Source organism: Streptomyces sp. NPDC047525, from assembly GCF_040643025.1.
In the GTDB taxonomy this organism is placed as follows: Bacteria; Actinomycetota; Actinomycetes; order Streptomycetales; family Streptomycetaceae; genus Streptomyces; species Streptomyces durmitorensis.
Map to the genome: position 1 here is coordinate 21,538 of NZ_JBEYTL010000028.1, position 23,678 is coordinate 45,215.

15 protein-coding genes and 1 pseudogene are annotated in these 23,678 nt (G+C 71.4%); 14 read left to right on the forward strand and 2 right to left on the reverse strand.

Translation table 11 applies throughout. From position 1 onward, the window contains the following. Positions 1-11: 11 nt before the first annotated feature. From ABZ833_RS42790 to ABZ833_RS42810, 5 genes are all read left to right on the forward strand, one after another. Positions 12-893: an ACP S-malonyltransferase gene (locus ABZ833_RS42790; protein WP_361058838.1), complete on the forward strand. Its 882-nt coding sequence runs from the start codon at positions 12-14 to the stop codon at positions 891-893. Between the two features lie 5 nt (positions 894-898). After that, the gene (locus tag ABZ833_RS42795) at positions 899-2,209 is read left to right on the forward strand and encodes an FAD-dependent oxidoreductase (RefSeq protein ID WP_361058840.1); all 1,311 of its coding nucleotides are present in this window, start codon (positions 899-901) and stop codon (positions 2,207-2,209) included. Positions 2,210-2,261: 52 nt separating this feature from the next. Then, entirely contained in the window at positions 2,262-9,143 is a 6,882-nt protein-coding gene (locus ABZ833_RS42800; RefSeq protein ID WP_361058842.1) for an SDR family NAD(P)-dependent oxidoreductase, read from the forward strand. A gap of 57 nt (positions 9,144-9,200) precedes the next feature. Beyond that, a complete protein-coding gene (locus ABZ833_RS42805; protein WP_361058844.1) occupies positions 9,201-12,005 on the forward strand; it encodes an alpha/beta fold hydrolase in 2,805 nt (934 codons plus the stop codon). 127 nt (positions 12,006-12,132) lie between these two features. Next, positions 12,133-12,687, forward strand: coding sequence for an isochorismatase family protein (locus tag ABZ833_RS42810; RefSeq protein WP_361058846.1), 555 nt, complete (start codon positions 12,133-12,135; stop codon positions 12,685-12,687). On the opposite strand, the gene ABZ833_RS42815 is transcribed toward ABZ833_RS42810, so the two are convergent. Continuing rightward, positions 12,684-14,390, reverse strand: coding sequence for an ABC-F family ATP-binding cassette domain-containing protein (locus ABZ833_RS42815; RefSeq protein ID WP_361058848.1), 1,707 nt, complete (start codon positions 14,388-14,390; stop codon positions 12,684-12,686). The two genes, ABZ833_RS42810 and ABZ833_RS42815, sit on opposite strands and share 4 nt — an antisense overlap. Then, positions 14,383-16,020 (reverse strand): ribosomal protection-like ABC-F family protein, encoded by a 1,638-nt coding sequence (abc-f, locus tag ABZ833_RS42820; protein WP_361058850.1) that lies wholly within the window; start codon positions 16,018-16,020, stop codon positions 14,383-14,385. The genes ABZ833_RS42815 and abc-f overlap by 8 nt, the downstream gene beginning before the upstream one ends. Positions 16,021-16,424: 404 nt before the next feature. On the opposite strand from abc-f, the gene pqqA reads away from it, so the two are divergent. The 9 genes and pseudogenes from pqqA to ABZ833_RS42865 form a co-directional block, all read left to right on the forward strand. Then, positions 16,425-16,532, forward strand: coding sequence for a pyrroloquinoline quinone precursor peptide PqqA (pqqA, locus tag ABZ833_RS42825; protein ID WP_361058852.1), 108 nt, complete (start codon positions 16,425-16,427; stop codon positions 16,530-16,532). Between the two features lie 33 nt (positions 16,533-16,565). Beyond that, positions 16,566-17,288, forward strand: a complete 723-nt coding sequence (pqqC, locus tag ABZ833_RS42830) for a pyrroloquinoline-quinone synthase PqqC (RefSeq protein ID WP_361058854.1) — start codon at positions 16,566-16,568, stop codon at positions 17,286-17,288. Next, positions 17,285-17,557, forward strand: a complete 273-nt coding sequence (gene pqqD / locus ABZ833_RS42835; protein WP_361058856.1) for a pyrroloquinoline quinone biosynthesis peptide chaperone PqqD — start codon at positions 17,285-17,287, stop codon at positions 17,555-17,557. The genes pqqC and pqqD overlap by 4 nt, the downstream gene beginning before the upstream one ends. Further along, a complete protein-coding gene (gene pqqE / locus ABZ833_RS42840; RefSeq protein ID WP_361058858.1) occupies positions 17,550-18,644 on the forward strand; it encodes a pyrroloquinoline quinone biosynthesis protein PqqE in 1,095 nt (364 codons plus the stop codon). Before pqqD ends, pqqE begins: the two co-directional genes overlap by 8 nt. Next, complete coding sequence (gene pqqB, locus ABZ833_RS42845) at positions 18,641-19,543, forward strand: pyrroloquinoline quinone biosynthesis protein PqqB (RefSeq protein WP_361058860.1); 903 nt, start codon at positions 18,641-18,643, stop codon at positions 19,541-19,543. Before pqqE ends, pqqB begins: the two co-directional genes overlap by 4 nt. Before the next feature lie 216 nt (positions 19,544-19,759). Continuing rightward, positions 19,760-20,743 (forward strand): transcriptional regulator, encoded by a 984-nt coding sequence (locus ABZ833_RS42850; protein ID WP_361058862.1) that lies wholly within the window; start codon positions 19,760-19,762, stop codon positions 20,741-20,743. Positions 20,744-20,873: 130 nt separating this feature from the next. Continuing rightward, the gene (locus ABZ833_RS42855; protein WP_361058864.1) at positions 20,874-22,154 is read left to right on the forward strand and encodes an SGNH/GDSL hydrolase family protein; all 1,281 of its coding nucleotides are present in this window, start codon (positions 20,874-20,876) and stop codon (positions 22,152-22,154) included. Positions 22,155-22,299: 145 nt separating this feature from the next. Then, positions 22,300-23,241, forward strand: coding sequence for an ATP-binding cassette domain-containing protein (locus tag ABZ833_RS42860; RefSeq protein WP_361058866.1), 942 nt, complete (start codon positions 22,300-22,302; stop codon positions 23,239-23,241). Continuing rightward, positions 23,192-23,305: pseudogene (locus ABZ833_RS42865) on the forward strand (DNA-binding response regulator); the annotation flags it as partial. The gene ABZ833_RS42860 and the pseudogene ABZ833_RS42865, both read left to right, overlap by 50 nt. Positions 23,306-23,678 lie beyond the last annotated feature (373 nt).

The following is a 23,678-nucleotide window of genomic DNA, read 5'->3' on the forward strand; positions in this document are numbered from 1 at the left end:
CGGGGGCGACGATGGCCAGCGATGTCCTGATGTTCCCCGGGCAGGGCTCACAGCGCCTGGGCATGGGCCGGGACGTGTTCGACGCCTATCCCGAGCTCTGCGAGAGGGCCGACGACGTGGTCGGCCACTCCCTGCGCGAGCTGTGTCTGAAGGATCCGCACGGACTGCTCAACGAGACCTCGTACACCCAGCAGGCGATCTACTTCGTCAGCTGCCTGATGTACCTGGCCCACGTCGAGGAGCACGGGGATGAGCCGGTGCGGTGCGTGACGGGCCACAGCCTGGGGCTGTACCCGGCGCTGTTCGCGGCCGGCGTCTTCGACCTCTTCGAGGGGCTGGAGATCGTCTCCAGGCGCGGCGCCCTGATGCAGGAGGCGCGGGGCGGTGCGATGGTCGCGGTCCTCGGGCCGCAGGCGCACGACATCGACGAACACCTCGTGCAACTGGAGGTCTTCGACGTGGACGTGGCCAACTACAACAGCCCGGACCAGGTCGTCCTCAGCGCGGCGAAACCGCGCCTGGAGGAGCTGGTGCCGCGCCTCGAGGAGATCGGCCACCGCTGTGTGTGGCTGCCGGTCAGCGGGGCCTTCCACTCCCGGCACATGGAGCAGGCCCGGCGCGCGTTCGCGGTGTTCCTGCAAGGCCGGGAGTTCGCGCCGCCCACCAAGGCCGTCGTCTCCACGACGAGCGGCCGGACGCTGGGCGCCGAACACCTGCTGGAGGAAATGGTCTTCCAGCTGGTGAAGCCGGTGCGGTGGTGGCAGACCGCGACGTATCTGGCCCGTACGGGACACAAGACCTTTCACGAGATCGGTCCCGGCACGGTGCTGACCAAATTGAGCGCACAGATCCTCGGCGACGAATCCGCGCCGCAGGCCGAGCCCAGGAAGTGATGACCGTGGAATCAGCAAACAGCAGGGTCGCCGTGATCGGTGGCGGCGGTTCAGGTGCCGTCGCGGCCTGGCAGTTGTCCCAGAAGTACGACGTCACGCTCTTCGAGGCGGGCGAGTACCTGGGCGGGCACGCCTACAGCCACCCGGTCGAGACGGACCAGGGAACGCTCCATGTGGACATGGGCGTGGAGCACTTCAACGAGAAGCTCTCGCCCAACCTGTTCCGGGTCCTGACCGACTTCGGCATCGGCACCTACGTCGCCCCGTCCTCCGTGCACGTGGACTTCCCCGGTGACGGACAGACGTGGAACAACCTCGACTTCCTCGGAGCGCTGCGCGAGGAGCTGCACGAGGAGTTCGACCGGTTCCACCTGGAGATGAACCAGCTGACCACCTCGGGCGACGACGCGTACAAGACCATGAGCATCGGCGAGTACCTGGACAAGAACGGGTACTCCAAGAGCTTCAAGTACCAGGCGATGAACCCCATCCTGAGCATCTACTCGGGCTGCCACGCGCCGTCGCTCGACTACAACCTCATGTACGTCGCGCTGTCGTTCAGCATGAACCTGCTCTCCTTCTTCGCCCCCGGCTACTGGCGCAAGGCGCACGGCGGCATCCACAGCTACCTGGCCAGGATCGAGAGCGAGCTGGGCGAGCGCATCCGGCTGAACACACCCGTCGAGTCCGTCGTCCCGACGGACGCGGGCGTGACGGTGGTGGCCGGCGGGCAGGAGCACCGGTTCGACCAGGTCGTGTTCGCCACGCACGCGGACGTGACGCTGTCGCTGCTGCGCACGTCCGACCCGCAGTACCAGGAGCTGCTCGGCGACTTCGCGTACGTGCCGGTCGAGAGCGTGCTGCACCAGGACGAGAGCTGGCTCAGCACGGTGGGCCGGGACGCCTACTGCCAGTTCCGGATGCCGGACGACTTCGAACTCGCCCGCGCCGAGGACCAGATGGGCAGCCTCACCCGCAACTGCAACGTCCTCCACCCCTACCGCAACGTCGAGGCGCCCATCCTGATCACCTTCGACCCGCAGGAGGAGGTCGACGCCGAGCAGGTCATCGTGCGGCGCAAGTGGAAGCTGCCCCAGCTCCGTCCGGCGGACGTGGGCCGCAAGAAGCAGCTGAGCCGCATCCAGGGCCGCAACAACCTCTGGTTCTGCGGCACCGACACCAGCGTCACCGGGCACGAGGGAGCGATCGTCTCCGGCATGGTGATCGCCGACCGGCTGGGTGTCGCGTACCCCTTCCCGGACGATGCGCCGGCCCTCGGCCAGTTCCGCGGCATCAAGGAATTCATGGGCGTATGAGCGAACACCCGCCAGCCTGTCCCGACCTCACTTTCTCTCACGGGGATGACCCATGGAATCGCTAGCCCCTCGGTACACGGACCTCGCTGCCCCGGACGCACCCGGCGAGCCGGCCGGCACCACTGCGGTGGTCACCGACCGGGAGGACATCGCGGCGGCGGCCCGTTCCCTCGGCGCCGAGTGCTGGTACGCCGACCCCGCCACCCAGGGCGAGGAGAGGCTCGGGCAGGAACTGCGGCGGCTCGCCGCCCATGCCACCACCCTGGTGGTGGCATGGGGCGACGGGCCGTCCGGCGGCCCGCTTCAGTACGGTCCAGCGGTGCGGTTCGCCCGCGCCGGGCTCGCTTTGCTGCAGGCCGTACGCGCGTCGGGGCGCCCGATCCGGCTCGTCACGCTCTCCCGCGCCGGTGACGCGCTGCCCGCGCTGCTCGACGGCATGGCCCGGAGCGCCGCGCTGGAGTGCCCGCTCGTCCACACGGCGGTCGAGTACGACGGCCCCGTCACCGAGGAGCGGCTGCGCGCGTGGATCGCGGCCGGTGCCCGCAGGCCGGGGGCGAGGCTGCGGGCCGACGGCGAGCGGATCGCGCTTCTCGAGTACGCGCCGCTGCCGCTGGAACCGGCGGGGCCGCAGGCGGTGTTCGGCGCCGGTGACCGCGTCGTGGTCATCGGCGGCTCCGGGGGCATCGGGCGGCATCTGTGCCGGTATCTGAGCCGGCACTGCGGCGCCGAGGTGTTCGTCCTGGGCCGCGGCACCCCCGGCCCGCAGGCGCAGGAGGCGTTGAAGGAAGCGGGAGTACGCAGCTATCTCAGCGCCCCGGCCCACGACCCCGAGGCGCTCGACGGCGCGCTGCGCTACCTCCACGACCAGTTCGGGCCCGTCAAGGCGGTGTTCAACCTCGCCGGAGCGCTGGACGACAGCCTGCTGTACAACCTGACGCCCGAGCGCCTGGAGAACGTCCTGCGGCCGAAGGTGGCCACCGCCCTCAACCTGGCGGCCCTGACCGGTCCGCACCGGCCCGGCACAGTGGTGCACTTCAGCTCGCTGACGAGCGTCACCGGAAATGTCGGCCAGGCGGCCTACGGAGCGGCCAACGCGTTCCTCGACCGGCTCTCCGCGACCCGGCCCGACTGGTACAGCGTCAACTGGGGCCTGTGGGAGACCGACGGCATGCAGATGCCGGACGCCGGCTCCGGGCTGCGGGCGATGTCCCCCGAGCGGGCCTGCGAGGCGCTGATGTCGGCCCTCGCCACCAAGACGCGTCAACCCGTCCTCTACGACGGGGAGGTGAGCCTCGGCCTCGGCCCGCGCGCCGACGCCTCACCCGAACCCGAACAGCGGGCCGCCGCACCGGGCGTCGCACCGGCCGTCGCCGCGCCCGGATCCGCCGCCGGTGACCTGCCCGCCCGCACGGTCCAGTGGCTGCGGGACCTCGTCGTCCGGCACAGCGGCCTGCGGCGCCTGCGCGACGACGACAACCTGCTGGACCAGGGGCTGGACAGCGTCGGCAGCATCCGCATCAGCAGGGACATCGAGACCCGCCTGGGCATCGCCGGGTCGTCCCGGCTGAGCCGCGCGGTCCTCTTCGAGTACCCGACGGTCGCGACGCTCGGGGCGTACCTCGTCGAGACCTTCCCCACCGAGCTGGAATCCTTCATCGCCCGGGAGCACCCGGCCCCGGCCCCGGAGGCCACCGCGGCCCCGGCAGTTGTCACGGCGCCCCAACCCGCGCCAGAACAGAGGGAGTTGGCGTCACCGGCCCCCGAGCCCGAGGCCGAGCCCGAGCCCGAGGCCACGCCGCCGGCGGACGCCTACCGACCCGACGACATCGCCATCATCGGCATGGCGGGGGAGTTCCCCGGCGGCGCCGACACCGAGGCGTTCTGGCAGGCGCTGCTGAGGGGCGACGACGCGGTCCGCGTCATACCCGGCGACCGCTGGGACTGGCGCGCGGACCACTCCTTCGCGCGGGACGAACCAGGCACGTCCTACGGCCGCCACGGCGGATTCCTCGACCACGCCCTGGACTTCGACCCCGTCTTCTTCAACATCGCGCCCCGCGAGGCGCAGTACATGGACCCGCAGGAGCGCCGCTTCCTGCAGTCCGTCTACCACGCCCTGGAGGACTCCGGGCACTTCGCCCGGCCCACCGACGACGTGGGTGTCTTCGTCGCCGCCATGTTCGGCCACTACCAGGACCTCACCGCCCCCGACCGGGTGATCGGCAGCTCGTTCGCGGCCCTGGCCAACCGGGTCTCCTACGCCTTCGACCTGCACGGCCCCAGCATCGCCCTGGACACCATGTGCTCCGGCGGGCTCACCGCCCTGCACCTGGCCGTCCGCAGCATCCGCGCCGGGGACTGCGCCATGGCCGTGGCCGGCGGCGTCAACCTCATGACGCACCCGGGCAAGTACCGCCTGCTGTCCGAGGGCGAGTTCCTCAGCCCCACCGGCCACTGCCAGGCCTTCGGCGTGGAGGCCGACGGCTACGTGCCCGGTGAGGGCACCGTCGCCGTGGTCCTCAAGCGGCTCTCCGACGCGGTGCGGGACGGCGACCGGGTGCACGCCGTCATCCGGGCGACGGCCGTGAACTCCGGAGGCAGAACGGCCGGCTTCACCGTGCCGTCCGAACGCGCCCAGCACCGCGTGATCACCTCCGCCCTGGCCCAGGCGGACATCGAACCCTCCGCGGTGACCTACGTCGAGGCGCACGGCACGGGCACCCGGCTCGGCGACCCGATCGAGGTGCGCGCGCTGCGCCGGGCCTACGGCGGACCCGAGCACGGCCGCGCCCACCTGGGCTCGGTGAAGAGCAACATCGGGCACCTGGAGTCCGCCGCGGCGATGGCCGGGCTCGTCAAGGTCGTCAAACAGCTCGCCCACCGGACCCTGGCACCCACCCTCCACTGCGCACTGGAGAACCCCGACCTGCACCTCGACGACTCGCGCTTCGCCCTGGTCAAGGAGGAACTGCCCTGGACCAGGGGCAGCGAGCCCACCCGTTTCGCCGGCCTGAGCGCGTTCGGCGCGGGCGGCTCCAACGGGCACGCGATCATCCAGGAGTTCGTGGCACCGGACCCCGGACCGGCCCCCGCGTTCCCGCGCTACTTCGTCCCGCTCTCCGGGCGGGACGAGGCCGCCGTACGGCGACGCGCCGACGACCTGCTCGCGGCGCTGGAGGACGCGCCCGACACGGCGGCGTACCTGTACGGGCTGAGCTACACCCTGTGCCGCGCCCGCCAGCACCACCGGGTCCGGCGCGGCTACTGGGCCGCGAGCGTGCCGGAACTGGCCGCCGCGCTCCGCGGCACGGACGGCGCCCGGCCCGCGGCACCACCGGCGAACGACCCCTGGGCCCAGGCGGCAGCGGTCTACCTCGACGGCGAGAACCCCGACTTCGCGGCGCTGTTCCCGGTCCGGATGCTGGTGGACGCCCCGCTCTACCCCTTCGCCGACGAGCGGTACGTGGCCGACGCGCTCGACCACACCAACCGGGCCCCCCGTGCGGCGCTGGCCGCACCGGTCTCCCGCGCCACGGCCGCCGACGCCGGCGAACTGCTGCTCACCCCGGTGTGGCGCCCGCACCCGGCGGACGGCCCCGCCCAGACCCCGGTGCCCTGCGTCCTGGTCCTCACCGACCGCGGCCAGGAGCACCGGCTCCCCGACCCTCCCGCGGGGACCCGGCTGATCCAGGTGGCCCCCGGCGACGAAGCGGAACACCTCACCGGTGAGCCGGGCCAGGACCACCTGTACTGGGTGGACCTGAGGCGCGAGGTGACGGTGGAGGCGGAACTGTCCTTCGCCAGGGCCCTCCAGGGCTGCCGCACCCCCTCCACGATCGTCGGTGTGACCCACGAGGACGACCCGGCCGAGGTACGGGCCAGGGCCGGGTTCCTGCACGGCCTCGCGGAGGAGAACCCGCACATCCGCACCGTCCAGGTGCGCCGCTGTGGCCCCGGGGACGCGCTCGCCGACGGCTGGGGACCGCTGCTGGACGAGTTGCGTGCCGCCCGCAGGCCGCTCACCGAGGTCCGGTGGTCGGACGGAGCGCGCCAGACACGCGAGCTGACGGAACTCGGCCTCGCCGACGGCACCCGGCTGCGCACGCGGGGGACGTACCTCCTCACCGGCGGCCTGGGCAAGGTCGGCCGGGCCATCGCCGAGCTCCTGACCGAACGGCACGACGCCACGGTGATCGCCGTCGGCCGCTCCGCGCCGGACGAGGCGCAGCGGCAGTGGATCGACTCGCGGCCCGGACTCCACTACGAGCAGGCGGACATCGTCTCCTCGGCCCGGACCCGGGAACTGATCGAGACGGTCCGCGAACGCTTCGGCGGCCTCGACGGTGTCATCCACTCCGCGGGCGTCGTCAAGGACGCCCTGGTGCAGAACAAGTCGGCGAAGGACGCGGAGGCGGTGCTCGCCCCGAAGGTGCGGGGCACGCAGAACCTGGACCGGTACACCGCCGGGCTGAACCTGGACTTCTTCTGCGTCTTCTCCTCCATCTCCAGCGTCATGGGCAACACCGGGCAGAGCGACTACATCGCCGCCAACCGCTTCCTCGACGAGTTCGCGGCCGAGCGCGCCCGGCGCGTGACCGACGGCGAGCGCAGCGGACTGAGCCTGTCGCTCAACTGGCCGCTGTGGCTGGATGCCGAGGACGAGCGGCGCGAGCAGTACCAGGCGCTCGCCGCCTTCCTGCGCGGCCAGTTCGGGATGGAACCGCTCTCCTCGCGGCGCGGCGCCGAGCTCTTCCTCGACCTGCTCGACGGCCTGCCGCAGACCTGCCACCAGGTCGTGCCGTGCGTCGGCGACGCGGAGCGGATGCGGCAGCGGCTGCTGCCCGCCGCCGCTGCCCCGGCCGTGCAGCGCCCGGCCACGGGCTCCGGCGCGACGCTGGAGGACATCGGGGCACGGCTCGTGGAGCTGGTGCGCGCACAGACCGGCCTGCGGGCGGAGGACATCCCCGTCGACCGTACGTGGGGCGAGCTGAGCTACGACTCGGTGATGCTCCGGAACCTGGCCCAGGAGCTGGGGCCGCGGTTCGGTGTGGAGACCCCGCCCAACGCACTCTTCAAGTACAGCAACATCACCTCGCTGAGCGCCTATCTGAGGGACCAGGGCGCACCGGCCCAGGAGCAGGCGGCCACCGTGCCGCAGCCGGCGGCCGCCCCTGCCCCTGCCCGCGCTTCTGGCCCCGCCTCTGCCCCCGCCCCTGCCCGGACGCAGGGCACCGGGCGCGGCAAGTACGCCGTGGTCGGGATGAGCGGCATCATGCCGGGCGGTGCGGATCTGGCGGACTTCTGGCAGCTGCTCGTCGAGAACGGCAGCGCCATCCGCCCGGTCGACCGCTGGAAGGACCGCGACAAGCAGTACTTCGCGGGCACCATCGACGCCTACGACGCGTTCGACCACTCCTTCTTCGGGATCTCCGCCCGCGAAGCGATGCTCATGGACCCGCAGCACCGGATCTTCCTCCAGAGCGCCTACAACGCCCTGCTGGATGCCGGGTACGCGCCCGGGGCGCTGCGGGAGGTGGGCGTCTTCGCCGGCGTGCAGTTCAGCGAGTACCAGACGGCGCTGCAGCACAGCGAGGACCGGGATCACCCGTACGCCGTCACGGGCAACGCGCACGCCATGCTCGCCAACCGCGTCTCCCACCTGCTCGACTTCACCGGCCCGAGCCAGACGGTCGACACCGCCTGCTCGAGTGGTCTGGTGGCGCTGAACCGGGGCGTGCTCTCGCTCGCGGCGGGGGAGTGCGACGTCGCTCTCGTGGGCGCCGTCAGCGTGCTCGTCGACCCGGCCGCCACCGACGCGGCGAGCAAACTCGGCGTTCTCTCCCCGGACTTCCGCTGCGCCACGTTCGACAAGGACGCCAACGGCTATGTACGGGCGGAGGGCGTGGGTTGTGTGGTGGTCAAGCGGCTCGACGACGCCCGGCGGGACGGCGACGCCGTGCTCGCGGTCATCGAGGGGGTGGCCGAGAACCACGACGGCCGCTCCAACTCGCTGACCGCCCCCAACCCGGAGGCGCAGGTCGCCCTGTTGAACAGGGTCTACACACCGGAGCTGGCCGCCCGCGTCTCCCACATCGAGGCGCACGGCACCGGCACGAATCTGGGTGACCCGATCGAGATCAGCGCGCTGCGGGCCGCGTTCGAGGAGCTGGCCCCCCACCGTGAACCGGGCAGCATCACCCTCGGCGCGGTGAAGACCAACGTGGGCCACCTGGAGCCGGCCGCGGGAATGGCGGGGCTGCTCAAGCTGCTGCTGTGCCTGCGCCACCGGCGGCTGCCTGCCAACGTCAACTTCAAGGAGAGCAACCCGCTGATAGAGCTGGCCGGTTCGCCTTTCCGGCTGCTGCTGGAGAACGAGGGGTGGGAGCGGAGCACACCGCTGGTGGCGGGCGTCAGCTCCTTCGGGTTCGGCGGGTCCAACGCGCACGTGGTCCTCGCCGAGGCGCCCGCCGCGCCACCGGCCCGCGGGGAGTCGCGGCCGCACTGGATCGTCACGCTCAGCGCCCGGTCCAGCGCCTCGCTCACGCGCATGCGGGACAGCCTGCTGGAGTGGCTGGACGGCCCCGAGGGCAAGCACGCGGACCTCGGGGACATCGCCCACACCCTGACGGCGGGCCGCGACCACTTCGAGTACCGCATGGCCTGGATCGTGGCCGACACCGCTCAGCTGCGCCTGCGGCTCCAGGAGGCGCACCCCGACGACGTGGCCAAGAGCCGCCTCCAGCGGCTGACCACGCACCCGGTGACGCTGCCGGAGGCGGCGGATCCCGGTCACCGCGCGGCGCTGGAGGACCTACGGGACCGCTATGTGGCGGGGGAGGAATTCGCATGGGAATCGATGTTCGGCGACGGGCAGTACAGCCGGCTGCATCTGCCGGGCTACGCGTTCGAACAGAACCGGTTCTGGTTCGAGTGACCGGCACCGGCATCGGCACCTGCAAGGCAACGGCGCGCCACGGAATCGGGAGTGGGCATGGACGAGCTGCTTGAGGATGACACCCCGGTCGTGGTCGGCATGTCCTGCCGCTTCGCCGGCAGCGACGGCCTGGAGGAGTACTGGGAACGCCTGCGGCTGGGCCGCAGCGCCCTGGGCACCACCGGGCGCTGGGCGGGGGAGGGGGAGGAGGACGGCGCCGCCTTCGTCGGCGGCTTCCTGGAGGGGCACCAGGACTTCGATGCCCGGTTCTTCCGGATCTCACCGAACGAAGCGCAGTGCATGGACCCGCAGCAGCGGATCCTGCTCCAGTCGGTGCAGCACGCCGTCGACGACAGCTACCTGACGCCCGCGGACCTGCGCGACCTGGACTCCGGCGTGTTCGTCGCCGGGCTGCCCGGCGACTACCGCTCGCTGATGGCGCAGCGCAGCGACCTCGTCCACGGCACCCACAGCTTCCTGGGCAACGCGCCCTCGACGCTGTCGGGCCGCATCTCCTACTTCTACGACATCACCGGCCCGTCGATCACGCTGGACAGCGCGTGCTCCTCGTCGCTCGCGGCGCTGCACGAGGCGGTGCTCAACATCCGGGCCGGACAGTGCCGTTGTGCGGTCGTCGGCGCCGTCTCGGTCTTCAGCACCCCGGAGGTGCTGCGCTTCGCACAGCGGTCCCGGATGAGCTCCCCCGAAGGCACGTCGCTGCCCTTCACCGACGCCGCCGACGGATTCGTCCCGGCCGAGGGCGCCGCGTCACTGGTCGTCATGCGGTACGACGAGGCCCGCGCCCGGGGACTGCGGATCTACGGCGCGATCCAGGCGACCGGCACCAACCACAACGGCACCACCAACGGCCTGATGGCGCCGAGTTCGCAGCCGCAGGCCCGGCTGATCGCCGGTCTCTACGAGCGCGAGCAGATCGACGTCTCGCAGATCGCCTATCTGGAGACGCACGGCACCGGGACGCCGTTGGGCGACCCCATCGAGCTGGAGGGCCTGCGGTCCGCCTTCCGCAAGACCGGCGGCGAGGGCTGCCACCTCGGCGCCGTGAAACCGCTCATCGGGCACACCCTGGTGGCCTCCGGCCTCGCGAGCGTCGTCAAGGCGCTGCTCGCCTTCCACCACGAGACGATCCCGCCGGTGGCCACCACCGGCGATGCGGCCTCCTACCTCGACGTCGCACCGTTCAGGGTCAACGAGGAACCGTTGCCGTGGCCGCAGGACAAGCCGCTGTGCGCCATCAGCGCCTTCGGCTTCACCGGCTCCAACGGGCACGTGGTCCTGCGCAAACTGCCCGGCGGTCCGGCGGTCGGGAAAGCGGTGGACCGCCGCCCCGGGCGGGCGCTGCCCTTCTGCCTGTCGGCCGCGTCGCGCGACAGCCTCGCGGCGCTGGCCGGCCGCACCCGGGCACTGGTCGCCGAGCTGCCCGACGACCGGCTCTGGGACCTCTCCCAACTGCTGCTGCGCCGCCCGCGCCACACGCACGAGCAGGTGCTCGTGGCCCGTACCCGGGACGAACTCCTCACCGCCCTGGACGCGTCGACGCAGCCCGGCCAGGGCGACCGGGCACCCCAGGCAGCGGACATCGACCGTCTCGACGACACCCTGCGCGACCTCGTCGTCCTGTGGCGGGCGCAGGACACCACCTCCGCCCTCGGCCGCAAGCTCGAGGCCCCGGCCGACCTGGCACGGATCGCGCTGCCCGCCTACCCGTTCGAGAAGCGGCGGCACTGGGTGCTCGAGGAGAACCCCGTACCCGAACCCATACCCGTACCCGAACCCGAACCCGAACCGGAAAGGGGGCCGGAACCTGTGGACGACGGCCTCGTCGACCAACTGTGCGCTCAACTGTCGGACCTGCTGGGCTTCGAGGAAGGATCGGGCGAGGTCGTACCCGGCACCAGAATCGTCACGCTCGGCCTGGACTCACTCTCGGCCGTCCAACTCCTGAGCCCCTATCAGAAGGCCGGAAGCCCCATCAAGGCGCACGACCTCTTCCGCCACGAGACGGTGGCCGACCTCGCCGCCGCCATCGGCGCCCGGCCCGCCGGGCAGCGGAAGGAGGCACCGGCCCCGGCCCACGCGGCGGCGGAGCCGGCCCGCCGGGCCCGCCGGACGGAACCGCTGACCCGGTGGGAGCGGTACGGCGACACGGGGCGGCCCACCCTGCTGCTCCCGCCGCTCAACTGTGACCAGCGGGCGTGGACCCAGCAGATCCCGGCGCTGCTCAAGGAAGGGCGCCAGGTCTACGTCCCGGAGTATCCGGGGCACAAGGACATCCCCTTCGACGAGGAGAGCTTCTCCTTCGAGGCGCTCGCGGACGAGGTGGCCGAGTTCCTGCGGGACACCGTGGGCGGCCCGGCAGACCTCGTCGGCTGGTCCCTGGGCGGCTGTGTGTCGACCCTGGCCGCGCTGCGGCACCCGGAGAGCGTCGCCTCGCTGACCCTCGTCAGCTGCGCGCCGCGCTACGGCGAGGACGCCTTCGAGCGGACCCTCGACCTGCGGGAGGAACTGCGCGTGCACGGGGGCCTGCTGGAAGCGGTGTTCGGCGCGGGCGGCAACCTGGCCGAGCGGTTCAGCACCCAGGCCTCCATGGACATCCTGCGCTGCTACTACGCGGCCCTGACGGAGTTCGACGTCGTCGACCGGCTCGCGGACATCACCACGGACTGCCTGGTGGTCCGCGGACTGGGGGACTGCGTCCTGGACGAGGAAGCCGTCGCCCAGTACGCCAAGGTCCCCGGGGCGCGGGTGCGCGAGTTCGGGGACCACGGGCACTACGTGCCGCTCACCGCGGCGCGGGACTTCAACAGGACGCTGACGGAGTTCTGGGCCGAGCGCGCCTGACGCGCGACGCGGTACGGCGCCGTACGACTGCCTCACACATCACTTCACCACCCCACCACTTCACCAAGCCACCACTTCACCAAGCCACCACTTCACCACTCCTCACGAAACGGATCGGTTGCGGGACATGCTGGTAAGCGCGGACAAGGCCTCGGTCGTCCTCTTCGACATGCAGTTGGAGCTCGTCCCACTGCTGATCGAGGGCACCCAACTACTGCACAACACCTGCTGGACGGCGGAGGTGGCGCGGGAGTTCGACCTCCCGGTGCTGCTCACCGAGCACAAGAAGCTGGGCGGGCTCTCCCTGTCGCTGCACGAGGCAGCGGAGGGCGCGACCCGGCTGGAGAAGGAGCACTTCGACCTGCTGCGCGAGCAGCCCATCGCGGAGTACGTGGCGGCCTCCGACCGGGACCAGTACGTGCTGGCCGGCGCGGAGACCCACGTCGTCATCCTCCAGTCGGCACTGAGCCTGCTGGAGCAGGGCAAGACGGTGTTCGTACTGGCCGACACCGTCTCGGCCCGCAACCAGGCGGACCAGGAGCTGGGCCTGGACCGCCTGCGCCGGCTCGGGGTGCACCTGATCACGCGGGAGATGTTCTTCTTCGAGCTGATCCGCAACTCCGAGGACACCCGCTACCTCGACCTGGCCAAGAAGTACCTGGACGGCCGCTACATCCGCTAGGGCCGCTCCAGCCGCCCGTCGGACAGCTCCAGGAGCCGGTCGCGGTGGCGCTCGCGCAGGGCCCGGTCGTGGGTGACGGTGACGACCGGGCCCCTGAAGCGCTCCACCGCCTCCAGCAACTGCTCCACCAGCACCAGACTGAGATGGTTGGTAGGCTCGTCGAGCAGCAGCAGATGCGGCCGCCGGGCGAAGAGCAGCGCGAGGTCCAGGCGCCGCCACTGGCCGATGGAGAGCCGGTTCGCGGGAGTGCCGAAGTCCTCGGGGCCGAACAGACCGAACCGGGTCAACTCGGCTGCGGCGTCCTCGACATGGACCGCGCGCCGCGCGGCGAACGCGTCGAGGAGAGCACGCCGCTCCGCCCCGAAGTCGCTGTCCTGCGGCAGATAGCCGATGCGCAGCCCCGGCGCCCGCCGCACCTCGCCGGCGTCCGGGGCCCGCTCGCCCACCAGTACCGACAGCAACGTCGACTTGCCCGCGCCGTTCGGACCGCTGATCACATACCGGCTGCCGGCGGCCAGTTCCAGGTCCGCGTCCCGCAGCACCTGCCCGACGGTCAGGCCGGTGCCCCGCAGCAGGATGCCGTCGGCCGGCTCCACGACCTCGTCGGCCGCCTCCGCGTCCTGCGGGGGAGCGAAGTCGAGAGGCTCCGGCGGCCGCGGCACCGACTCGTCGAGCAGCCGTCGCAGATGCATCTGGGCGGCGCGTCCCGTCCGGGCGACGGCCCGTTCGGCGCCGCTGCCCGCGGCGTCGTAGGACAACTTGTCGTTGTCGGCCCTGCCGCTGTAGACGCGCCCGCTCGTGGCGGCCCGGTGCACCCGCCGCCGGGCCTCGGCCAGCTCCTTGCTCCACTCGCGGTACCGCTGCCACCAGCGCTCTCGCGCCGCGGCGCGCTCGGCGAGGTAGTCGCGGTAGCCGCCGCCGTAGCGGACGGTGGCACCGCGGGGTCCGTCCAGGTCGACGATGGCGGTGACGGCCGCATCCAGCAGGGCCCGATCGTGCGAGGCGATCAGACACGGACCCTGGTACGCGGCGAGCCACTGGACGAGCCAGTCCACCGCCCGGTCGTCGAGGTGGTTGGTGGGCTCGTCGAGCAGCAGCCCGGCCGGTTCGTCGAGAACCAGCGCGGCCAGGGCGAGACGGGCCCGCTCGCCCCCCGACAGGGTCCGCAGGCCGCGGTTCCGGTCGAGCCCGGACAGGCCGAAGACGTCCAGCACCTCGCCGACGCGGGCGCCGAGCTCCCAGCCGCCGCGCCGGTCGAACTCCTCCTGGAGACGGCCGTACTCCTCCATGACCGCGTCGAGATCGCCCGGGTCGCTCGACATGCGCTCCTCCGCGGCACGCATCCGCTCGGACAGTTCCTCGAACTGCGCGGTCGCCTGTGCCAGCACGTCCTCGATGGTGAAACCGGCCGGGAAGTCCGGCTGTTGGGGCAGGAAGCCCACCCGGCCCGTCACCGCGCGCAGCACCTCGCCGCGCTGCGGGGTGAGTTCGCCGGCGAAGGCGCGCAGCAGGGTGGACTTGCCCCGGCCGTTCTCACCGATCAGGCCCACCCGCTCGCCGTGCGAGACCTTGAGCGAGACGTCGCGCAGCACCACGCGGTCGCCCAGCACGCAGTGCAGGTTCTCGGCGAGCAGGTGTGCGGAACGGTGGTCGGCGGACAGGATGTCCTGCCCGCCGGGCAGGTGTGAGGAGGCGTCACTCATCGTCGGGAGCCCCCGTCTCCTGCAGGCGGCCGTCGGACATCCGCAGCCAGCGGTCCACCCCGATCTCCTTGACGAACCGCGCGTCGTGGCTGACCACGATGAACGCGCCCTCGTAGGAGTTGAGGGCCCCCTCCAGCTGCTCGACGCTGTCGAGGTCGAGATTGTTGGTCGGCTCGTCCAGGAGCAGCAGCTGCGGCGCCGGTTCGGCGCCCAGGACACACGCCAGGGTGGCGCGCAGCCTCTCGCCCCCCGACAGGGACCCGATCGGCAGATGCGCCGCGGCCCCGCGGAAGAGGAAGCGGGCCAGCAGGTTCAGCCGCTCCGCCTCGGGCTTGTGCGGCGCGTAGTCGGCCAGGCACTGGGCGACGGTGCGGTCCAGCGGCAGCGTGTCGAGGCGCTGGGAGAGATAGGCGATACGGCCCTCCGCCCGCTTGAACGCCCCGTGTTCCGCCTCGAGTTCACCACTGATCACGCGCAGCAGGGTGGACTTGCCGACGCCGTTGCTGCCGGTCAGCGCGATCCGCTCGGGCCCCCGGATGGTGAGGTCGACCCCCTTGCCCCTGAACAGCTCCCGCTCTCCGTACCGGACATGGATGCCCTCGCCGAGGAAGACCGTACGTCCCGCCGGCACATTGGTGTCGGGCAGGTCCAGGGTGATCCTGCGGTCGTCACGGAGCATCCGGCTCGCCTCGTCCAGCCGGTTCTTGGCGTCGGCGAGGCGCTGGCCGTGCGTGTCGTTGGACTTGGCAGCCGACTCCTGGGCGCGCCGCTTGAGCGTGCCCGCGGCCATCTTGGAGATGCTGCCCTTCGCGGCGGCCCGCGCTCCGACACCGGCCCGGCGCTGCGCCCGTTCACGGGCCTGCTGCATCTCCCGCTTCTCCCGCTTGACCTGCTGCTCGGCGGTACGGATGTTCTTCTCGGCAGTCTCCTGCTCGGAGCGCACCGCCTCTTCGTAGTCGGTGTAGTTGCCGCCGTACAACCGCATCCCACCCGAGTCGAGCTCGGCGATGGCGTCCATGCGGTCGAGCAGCTCACGGTCGTGACTGACCACCAGCAGACAGCCGTTCCAGCTCTCCAGCACCTGGTAGAGCCGGTGGCGGGCGTCCAGGTCGAGGTTGTTGGTCGGTTCGTCGAGCAGGAGCACATCGGGCTGTTTGATCAGCTGGGTGGCAAGGCCCAGGGAGATGACCTGGCCGCCGCTGAGGGCGTGCAGCCGCTGGGTCAGCGGGATGCCGTCGAGCCCCAGGCGGTCGAGCTGGACACGGCTGCGTTCCTCGATGTCCCAGTCGTCGCCGACCGTGGCGAAGTGCTCCTCGGCCACGTCCCCGGACGCGATGGCGTCCAGCGCCTCGATCACCGGGGCGATGCCGAGCACCTCGGCCACGGTCAGGTCGCCGGTCAGGGGCAGGGTCTGGGGGAGGTAACCGAGCAGGCCCTTGACCGTCACGGACCCGCGGTTCGGGCTCAGTTCGCCCGTGATCAGTTTGAGCAGGGTGGACTTGCCCGCACCGTTCGGTGCGACCAGCCCGGTGTGGCCGTCGCCCACGGTCCAGGACAGGTCCTGGAACACCGGGGCGCCGTCGGGCCAGGAGAAGGAGAGATTCGAGCAGACGATGCTGGCGTCGGACATATGCGCATGCCTCGCAGATGATGCGGGCGCACCAAGGCGCGCCCAGAGGGTGTGGTGGTCAGAGCACGTGAGAGCGGGCCACGCGGCCGCACACACTCAGTGCGCAGCGGTGGCAGTCGACATCCGGGTATCACCCGGTGATGTCGTCGTCACCCGCGATCACCACGGCTACCTCTCCTTCGGGTTACACCATCAGCGCTTCACGCTACCAGAAGGGGAAGTCGCCGCCAGTTGAATCGCGTCACGGACCAACTGCCGCCGGGGACAAGGACGTACGCACTCTTCTGTCGCTCGACAAATACTTGAGCGGAACTCGAGCTCCTGACATTGCCGTCCCTTCACGTGCATCGTTAGTGTCGCCATCGATCATTCGGAAAACACCATTCTGTGAAAAGGAGCGTCGCATGCGAACTGGCGACAAGGAAACCCGTACCAAGACGGCATGGATCCGTCCCGATTTTGTTTCCTTCGACACCGGCATGGAAGTCACCGCCTACTTCAGCCGCGACTGACCCACTGCCGCAGGAAAGGACGCAGGCATTTCGATGTCCGTGACGCATGAGGTAGATGCTCCCTGGAGCGAGGCCGATTTCCGGCGGGAACTCCACGCGCTGGAGTCGTCGTACTGGGACCGCCACCCGTTCCACCAGCGGATGCACGAAGGCCTGCTGGACAAGGACGAGCTGCGGCTGTGGGCGGCCAACCGCTGGTACTACCAGCGGTGCCTGCCCCAGAAGGACGCCGCGATCGTGGCCAACTGCCCGCTGCCCGAGGTGCGGCGGCAGTGGCTGTCCAGGATCGTCTACCACGACGGCACGGACGTCTCTCCCGGCGGTGCGGAGAAATGGCTGCGTCTGGGCGAAGCGGTCGGACTGCGGAAGGACGAGGTGCTCGACGAGCACCTCGTCCTTCCCGGCACACGCTTCGCCGTGGACGCCTACGTGGACTTCGCCCGGCGCCGCCCCTGGCTGGAGGCGGCCGCATCAGGGCTGACCGAGCTGTTCTCCCCGGGCCTGCTCGCCCACCGCCTCGGCCGTCTCCGGGAGCACCACCCGTGGATCGCGGAGGAGGGGTTCGAGTACTTCACCGCACGCATCGCGATGGTCGGCCCCGAGGGCCGCTCCCTGCTGGACCTGGTGGCACAGCACGCCGTCACCCGGCAGCAGCAGGAGGCCTGCGTCCGGGCACTGGCGTTCAAGTGCCAGGTCCTGAACGCCGTTCTGGACTCGCTCGACTACCACACGGGAAACGGAGCCCCACGGTCATGACCAGTCTTCCCGAGCCCACCGTCCCGCGCCTTCGGCCCGGCGTCCGGCTGGCCAGCGATCCGGTCCGCGGCGAGCTGGCCCTGCTGCCCGAACGCGTCGTGGTCCTCAACGACACCGCGGCGGCCGTACTCACCCACTGCGACGGCACCTCCACCGTCGGCCGCATCGTCGAGCACCTCGCACAGGACTACGAAGGCGTACGCACCGAGGACGTCAGCGAGCTGCTCCTGCGCCTCGCGGAGCGCCGGGTGGTGGACCTCGATGGCTGAGCCGACCGTCGGAGCGCCGCTGGGGATGCTGCTCGAACTGACCCACCGCTGCCCCCTGCACTGCCCCTACTGCTCCAACCCCCTCGAACTCGCCGCCCGCTCCGAGGAACTGACCAGCGAGCAGTGGACGGACATCCTCACCCAGGCCCGTGAACTCGGCGTCGTGCAGATGCACTTCTCCGGCGGCGAGCCGCTGGCCCGCCCGGACCTGCCCGAACTGGTCGGCCACGCCCGGCAGCTCGGCGCCTACGTCAACCTGGTCACCAGCGGCGTCGGCCTGACCGCCGACCGCGCACAGGACCTCGCGCAGCGAGGGGTCGACCACGTCCAGCTCTCCCTCCAGGACGCCGATCCCAGGCTCGGCGACCAGATCGCCGGAGCCCGTGTCCACGGGGCCAAGCTCAAGGCCGCCGAGGCCGTCACCGCCACCGGGCTCCCGCTCACCGTCAACGTCGTCCTGCACCGCAGGAACATCGACAGGGTCGAACAGATCGTGGACCTCGCCGTCGACCTGGGCGCCGACCGCATCGAGCTGGCCAACACCCAGTACTACGGCTGGGGGCTGCGCAACCGCACCGCACTGATGCCCACCGCGGACCAGCTCACGGCCGCGCGCCAGGCCATGCAGCGTACCCGCGCGAAGCACGCGGGCGGCCCCGAACTCGTCTACGTGGCGGCTGACTACTACGACGACCGGCCCAAACCCTGCATGGACGGCTGGGGCAACACCCAGCTGACCGTGACCCCCACCGGCGACGTGCTGCCGTGCCCGGCGGCGTACGCCATCACCACCCTGCCGACCGAGAACGTGCTGCGCCGCCCCCTGTCGGAGATCTGGTACGCCTCACGGGCCTTCAACGCCTACCGGGGCACCGGCTGGATGCGCGACCCGTGCCGGACCTGCCCCGAGCGCCACACCGACCACGGCGGCTGCCGCTGTCAGGCCTTCCAGCTCACCGGCGACGCCGCGGCCACCGACCCGGCCTGCGGCCTCTCCCCGCACCGCTCGCTGGTCGACGCGGCGCTCGCGGAAGTCCCCGAAGAGGCGCCACCGCCGTTCGTCCCGCGCCTTCCGGTGGCGCCGTGAAGGTGGTCCTGCTCGGCACCGCAGCGGGCGGCGGCTTCCCGCAGTGGAACTGCGCCTGCGCGCTCTGCGCCCGCTGCCACCGGGGCGAACTGCCGGCGCGCTCCCAGGAGTCGGTCGCCGTCAGCGGCAACGGACGCGACTGGTGGCTGCTCAACGCCTCCCCCGACATCCGCACCCAGCTCCTGGCCGCGCCCGCGCTGCGTCCGGGACCCGGCCCGCGGGACACCCCCGTGCGCGGGGTACTGCTCACCGACGCCGAACTCGACCACACTCTGGGGCTGACCATCCTGCGCGGCGGCCAGGACCTGACCGTGCACGCCGGGCCCCCGGTGCGCGACGCGCTCACCGCCGACCTGCCCCTGCACGGCCTGCTTGACCGCTACGCGCCGTGGGACTGGCACGACAGCACCGTGCCCGGCGGCTTCGCTTTGGCAGGCGGGCTCACCGTCACCGCGCACCCCGTCAGCTCCAAGGCCCCCAAGTACGCGGGAAACCCGGCCCCACACGCCCCGTGGGTCGTCGCCTACCGCATCGAGGACGCGGCGACCGGCGGAGCGCTGGTCTACGCCCCGTGCCTGGCGGCCTGGCCGGAGGGGTTCGACGACCTGCTGGCCTCGGCATCCTGCGTCCTGCTGGACGGAACGTTCTTCAGCGCCGACGAGCTGGGGACGGCCGTGCGCTCCCAGGACCGGGACGCCGGGCAGGCGCTGATGGGCCATCTGCCCGTCAGCGGCCCCGGCGGCAGCCTGGCCGCCCTCGCCCGCCATCCGGGGCTGCGCCGGATCTACACCCACCTCAACAACACCAATCCCCTCCTTGACTCCTCCTCGCCCGCCGGTGGAGCGGTGCGAGAGGCAGGTGTCGAGGTTTTGCCTGACGGCAGTGAATTCACCCTGTAATCCTGAGCCGTTCTCCAGCGTTTCTCCAGCGTTTCTCCACCCATTGTGGCTCGCAGCTCAACGGCATCCGTAACCGGCGAAGGCCGAATCTGTGTACCGTGCAGAACTCGGACAGGCAGTCATGGAGCCGAAATGGTGGGGAGCTGAGTGAGTCACATGCCCGATTCCCGTGCACTTCTTTTCGATTCGGCGCGAGAGGAATCCGAGGTCCCGGCCATGACGGCGGTTTCCGCGGGGACCCTCGACCACGACATCGCCTCCGTACCGGTCGCGTCGCTCGTACCCGGCTACTCACCCCGCCTGCAGGGGGAGGACGCCGCGCACGTCGCCCGGCTGGCAGAACTCGACGAGCCGCTCCCGCCGATCCTCGTCGAGCGGTCCACGATGCGGGTGATCGACGGCATGCACCGCGTCCTGGCCGCGTGCGCGAAGGGCCGCACGACCATCGACGTGCAGTTCTTCGACGGCGCGGCCGAGGAGGCGTTCCTCCTCGCGGTCCGGTCCAACATGGCGCACGGTCTTCCCCTGTCCCGGCAGGACCGCAGGGCAGCCGCGCAGCGCATCCTCGCCCAGTGGTCGCACCTGTCGGACCGGGCCGTGGCACGCACGGCGGGCATCGGCGCCAAGACCGTGGCGGCACTGCGGTCCGCCTCGGCCGACGCGACGCCGCCCCCGCAGGCCCGCAGGGGCAGGGACGGCAGGGTCCGGCCGCTGGACGGCACGGGCGGCCGCCGGAAGGCGGCCGAACTGCTGGCGCAGCGGCCCCAGGCCTCACTGCGCGAGGTGGCCCGGCAGGCCGGCATCTCACCGGCGACGGTCAGCGACGTCCGCAAACGACTTGCCTCCGGCCGTTCCCCCGTACCGGAACGGGACGTGCCGCAGCTGCGGGCGACCGGCGGCACCAAGAGCTGTGCACAGCCGCGGGACAGCGCGGCCGGGGACACCGCGGGCGTGGTCCGCCCCCTCCACCCGGTCGACGTCGCGCCCATCGACAAGCTCCTGCGCGACCCGTCACTGCGGCACAAGGAGAGCGGCCGCCAACTGCTCCGCCTGCTGCAACGCAGCGCCATGGAGCCACGCGACCTGCTGAAGATGGCCGAAGTGGTGCCCACGCACTGCACGGGCCTGGTGGCCGACCTGGCGCGCAAGTACGCGGGCATGTGGGCGGAGTTCGCGCGCGAGGTCGCCGAGTCCGACTGACCCTGCCCGGCGGACCCGCGCCGCCCCGGCCGCGCGGCTGAACACCGGACGGCCCAGGCCATCTCCCCACGGCCGCCCACCCACCACCTACCCCCCCCACCCATCCACCCCAGAAAAGGAATTGCGCCCCATGCGCAGACACATACGCGCACTGCTGAGCCTGCCCCTCACCGCGCTCATCGCCGCTCTCGCCCCGGCGCCCGCCGCACACAGCGCCACCGACACGTTCATCGGCACCTGGGCGGCCCCGCCCACAGCCGTGCCCGCCGCCGACTCCACGGTGTACGAGAAGCAGACGCTGCGGCAGAGGGTGCACCTCTCGGCCGCCGGAACCAGCGTGCGCGTGCGCTTCACGAACGAGTTCGGTACGACGCCGCTGGCGATCGGCGAGGCACACGCCGCCCACCCGGTGGCGGGCGGTCCCGCGACCGCCATCGACGCCGGCACCGACCGGGAACTGCGCTTCGACGGCAGCCCGTCGACCACACTCGCGCCCGGCACACAGCGCTGGAGCGACCCGGTCGAGCTGCCCACGACCGCGGGCGGGGACCTCGTGATCAGCCTGTACCTGCCGCAGGCCACCCCCGCCGACACCACCCACTCCGCGGCGTACCAGAGCAACTTCGTCGCGGACGGCGACGTCACCGGCAAGCCCGACCTGACACCCACCGCGACCACCACGTCGTGGCACTTCCTGTCGGGCGTGTCCGTCAACAGCGCCGAAGGGGCCGCGGATTCGGCGCTGGTGACACTCGGCGACTCCATCACCGACGGCGAACACACCACCGTGGACGCCAACCACCGCTGGCCCGACCTGCTCGCCGAACGGCTGCGCGGAGACGGACAGCTGGCCTCCACGGGAGTCGTGAACGCCGGTATCGGCGGCAACCGGCTGCTGCGCGACCCGAACCCGGTCCCGGGATCGCCCGCCGAGTCCTTCGCGGCGTACTTCGGCGAGAGCGGTCTGAAGAGGTTCGACCGGGACGTGCTGGGCCAGCCCGGGGCACGGGCGGTCACCGTGCTCCTGGGCGTCAACGACCTGGGCACACCGGGCATCGTCGCGCCCGCCTCCGAGGAGGTGACGGCGCCCGAAATCATCGAGGGGTACCGGAAGTTGATCCAGCGCTCCCACGAGCGCGGCCTGAAGATCATCGGAGCGACGATTCTGCCCTTCGAGGGCGACACCGTCGGCTACTACACGCCGCAGCGGGAGTCGGTCCGCCAGAGCGTCAACGAGTGGATCCGCACGAGTGGTTCCTTCGACGGCATCGCGGACTTCGACGCCGCGGTCCGCGACCCCGACCGCCCCGGCCGCCTGCTGCCCGCGTACAACGGCGGAGACGGCCTGCACCCCAACGACGCGGGCATGGCCGCGATGGCCAAGGCGTTCCCGCTGGGGCTGCTGCGCTGAGCCGGGCCACCCCGAACGACAAGGGGAGGCAGTCATGCCAACTCCGGTGTCCGGTAACCCCGTTGCAGGTCTCCTCCCCTGGTGGGAGTTCGGGTTTCGACCGTGGGCGGATGACCGGGAGATCGCCGCATCGGAAGCTTCGGGCATGACTTCTTCACGCACATTGGCTGGAGACCCGGCAGCCATCAGGGTCGAAGGGCTGACCAAGCGATATGGCCGTAGAACGGCAGTCGACGACCTGTCGTTCACGGTCGGGCCCGGAAGGGTGACGGGGTTCTTCGGCCCGAACGGGGCAGGGAAGACCACCGCGCTCAAAGCGGTCGTCGGACTGGCGCGGCCGACCGCGGGCCGGGCGTTCGTACGGGGCACGTCAGCCACGAAGATCAGGCCCGACGCCCGCCTGCTCGGCGTGCACATCGAGCCGTGCGGCGCCCATCCCGGCCGGACCGGTCGGGCGCACCTGCGGTCGCTGGCCGCGCTGGCCGGGCTGCCCCGCCGCCGGGTCGGTGAGGTCCTGGAACTCGTCGGCTTGGAGGAGGCGGCCCGGGGCAGGGTCGGGAAGTATTCGATGGGCATGCGGCAGCGGCTCGGGCTCGCCGCGGCGCTCCTGGGCGATCCGGAGATCCTGGTCCTTGACGAGCCGGTGAACGGCCTGGACCCGCAGGGCATCCGCTGGCTGCGCACGCTGCTGCGGGACCGGGCCGCGAACGGTGGCACGGTCCTGCTGTCCAGCCACATGCTGGGTGAGGCGGCCCAGACCGTCGACGACGTGATCGTGGTCGTCGCACGTACCGCCGAGGCCGAGCGCCTGTCGGGTCTTGTGGACCGGGCCGGTGGCCGCACCAAGCGCGAGGACGGAGACAGGCTGCTGGTCGAAGGGCTCGGCGCCGCGGAGGTCGCACGGCTGGCCCACCGCGACGGCGTTCTGCTGGAGGAGATCGTCCGCCGGACCGCGTCGCTGGACTCCTTGCGGTGTCCTGGTGGCCAGGGGCCTGTCGAACCCGGAGACCGCCGCGCACCTGGTCGTGACCGAGGCGACGGTGAAAAGCCACACCGGCAGCATGTTCGCCAAGCTCCATCTGCGTGACCGCGCCCAAGCGGTGGTATTCGCCTACGAGAACGGCCTCGTCCTCCCAGGCAGCTCAGGCTGAGCCCGCAACTGCTCCGGCAGACGCCTGACTGACTTGCAGGCCGTCAATTCGCCCAGCCAGCGCGCAGGTCGCCGTCGATGAGGCAGGCAGGGGCAGCGCCAGCGGCGAGCCGACGCCGTCATCGAGACCGGTGCCAACCTGGCCCAGCTCGTCGGCATGTCGCCGCCCGCTCAGGGACACCGCCAGCCTGTTGCCCTCCGCGCAACCGGGTGCCGAGCTGCTCCGCGAGCGCGAGCAAGGCGCGCCGGTGCTGGTCGCGTTCGGTCCGGTGCGGGGGACGTATCGCGGAACGCGGATGTGATCTTCGCTTACTCGGTTCCAGTGATCTAAATCCCTTCGATGACATGATCAATGCGGCTTATGTCCATGGAAT

Coding starts and splice junctions, on each gene's coding strand:
- ABZ833_RS42790 (WP_361058838.1), top strand. CDS start 12: ATGGCCAGCGATGTCCTGATGTTCCCCGGGCAGGGCTCACAGCGCCTG.
- ABZ833_RS42800 (WP_361058842.1), top strand. CDS start 2,262: ATGGAATCGCTAGCCCCTCGGTACACGGACCTCGCTGCCCCGGACGCA.
- ABZ833_RS42805 (WP_361058844.1), top strand. CDS start 9,201: ATGGACGAGCTGCTTGAGGATGACACCCCGGTCGTGGTCGGCATGTCC.
- ABZ833_RS42810 (WP_361058846.1), top strand. CDS start 12,133: ATGCTGGTAAGCGCGGACAAGGCCTCGGTCGTCCTCTTCGACATGCAG.
- ABZ833_RS42815 (WP_361058848.1), bottom strand. CDS start 14,390: ATGAGTGACGCCTCCTCACACCTGCCCGGCGGGCAGGACATCCTGTCC.
- abc-f (WP_361058850.1), bottom strand. CDS start 16,020: ATGTCCGACGCCAGCATCGTCTGCTCGAATCTCTCCTTCTCCTGGCCC.
- pqqA (WP_361058852.1), top strand. CDS start 16,425: ATGCGAACTGGCGACAAGGAAACCCGTACCAAGACGGCATGGATCCGT.
- pqqC (WP_361058854.1), top strand. CDS start 16,566: ATGTCCGTGACGCATGAGGTAGATGCTCCCTGGAGCGAGGCCGATTTC.
- pqqD (WP_361058856.1), top strand. CDS start 17,285: ATGACCAGTCTTCCCGAGCCCACCGTCCCGCGCCTTCGGCCCGGCGTC.
- pqqE (WP_361058858.1), top strand. CDS start 17,550: ATGGCTGAGCCGACCGTCGGAGCGCCGCTGGGGATGCTGCTCGAACTG.
- ABZ833_RS42850 (WP_361058862.1), top strand. CDS start 19,760: ATGACGGCGGTTTCCGCGGGGACCCTCGACCACGACATCGCCTCCGTA.
- ABZ833_RS42855 (WP_361058864.1), top strand. CDS start 20,874: ATGCGCAGACACATACGCGCACTGCTGAGCCTGCCCCTCACCGCGCTC.
- ABZ833_RS42860 (WP_361058866.1), top strand. CDS start 22,300: ATGACTTCTTCACGCACATTGGCTGGAGACCCGGCAGCCATCAGGGTC.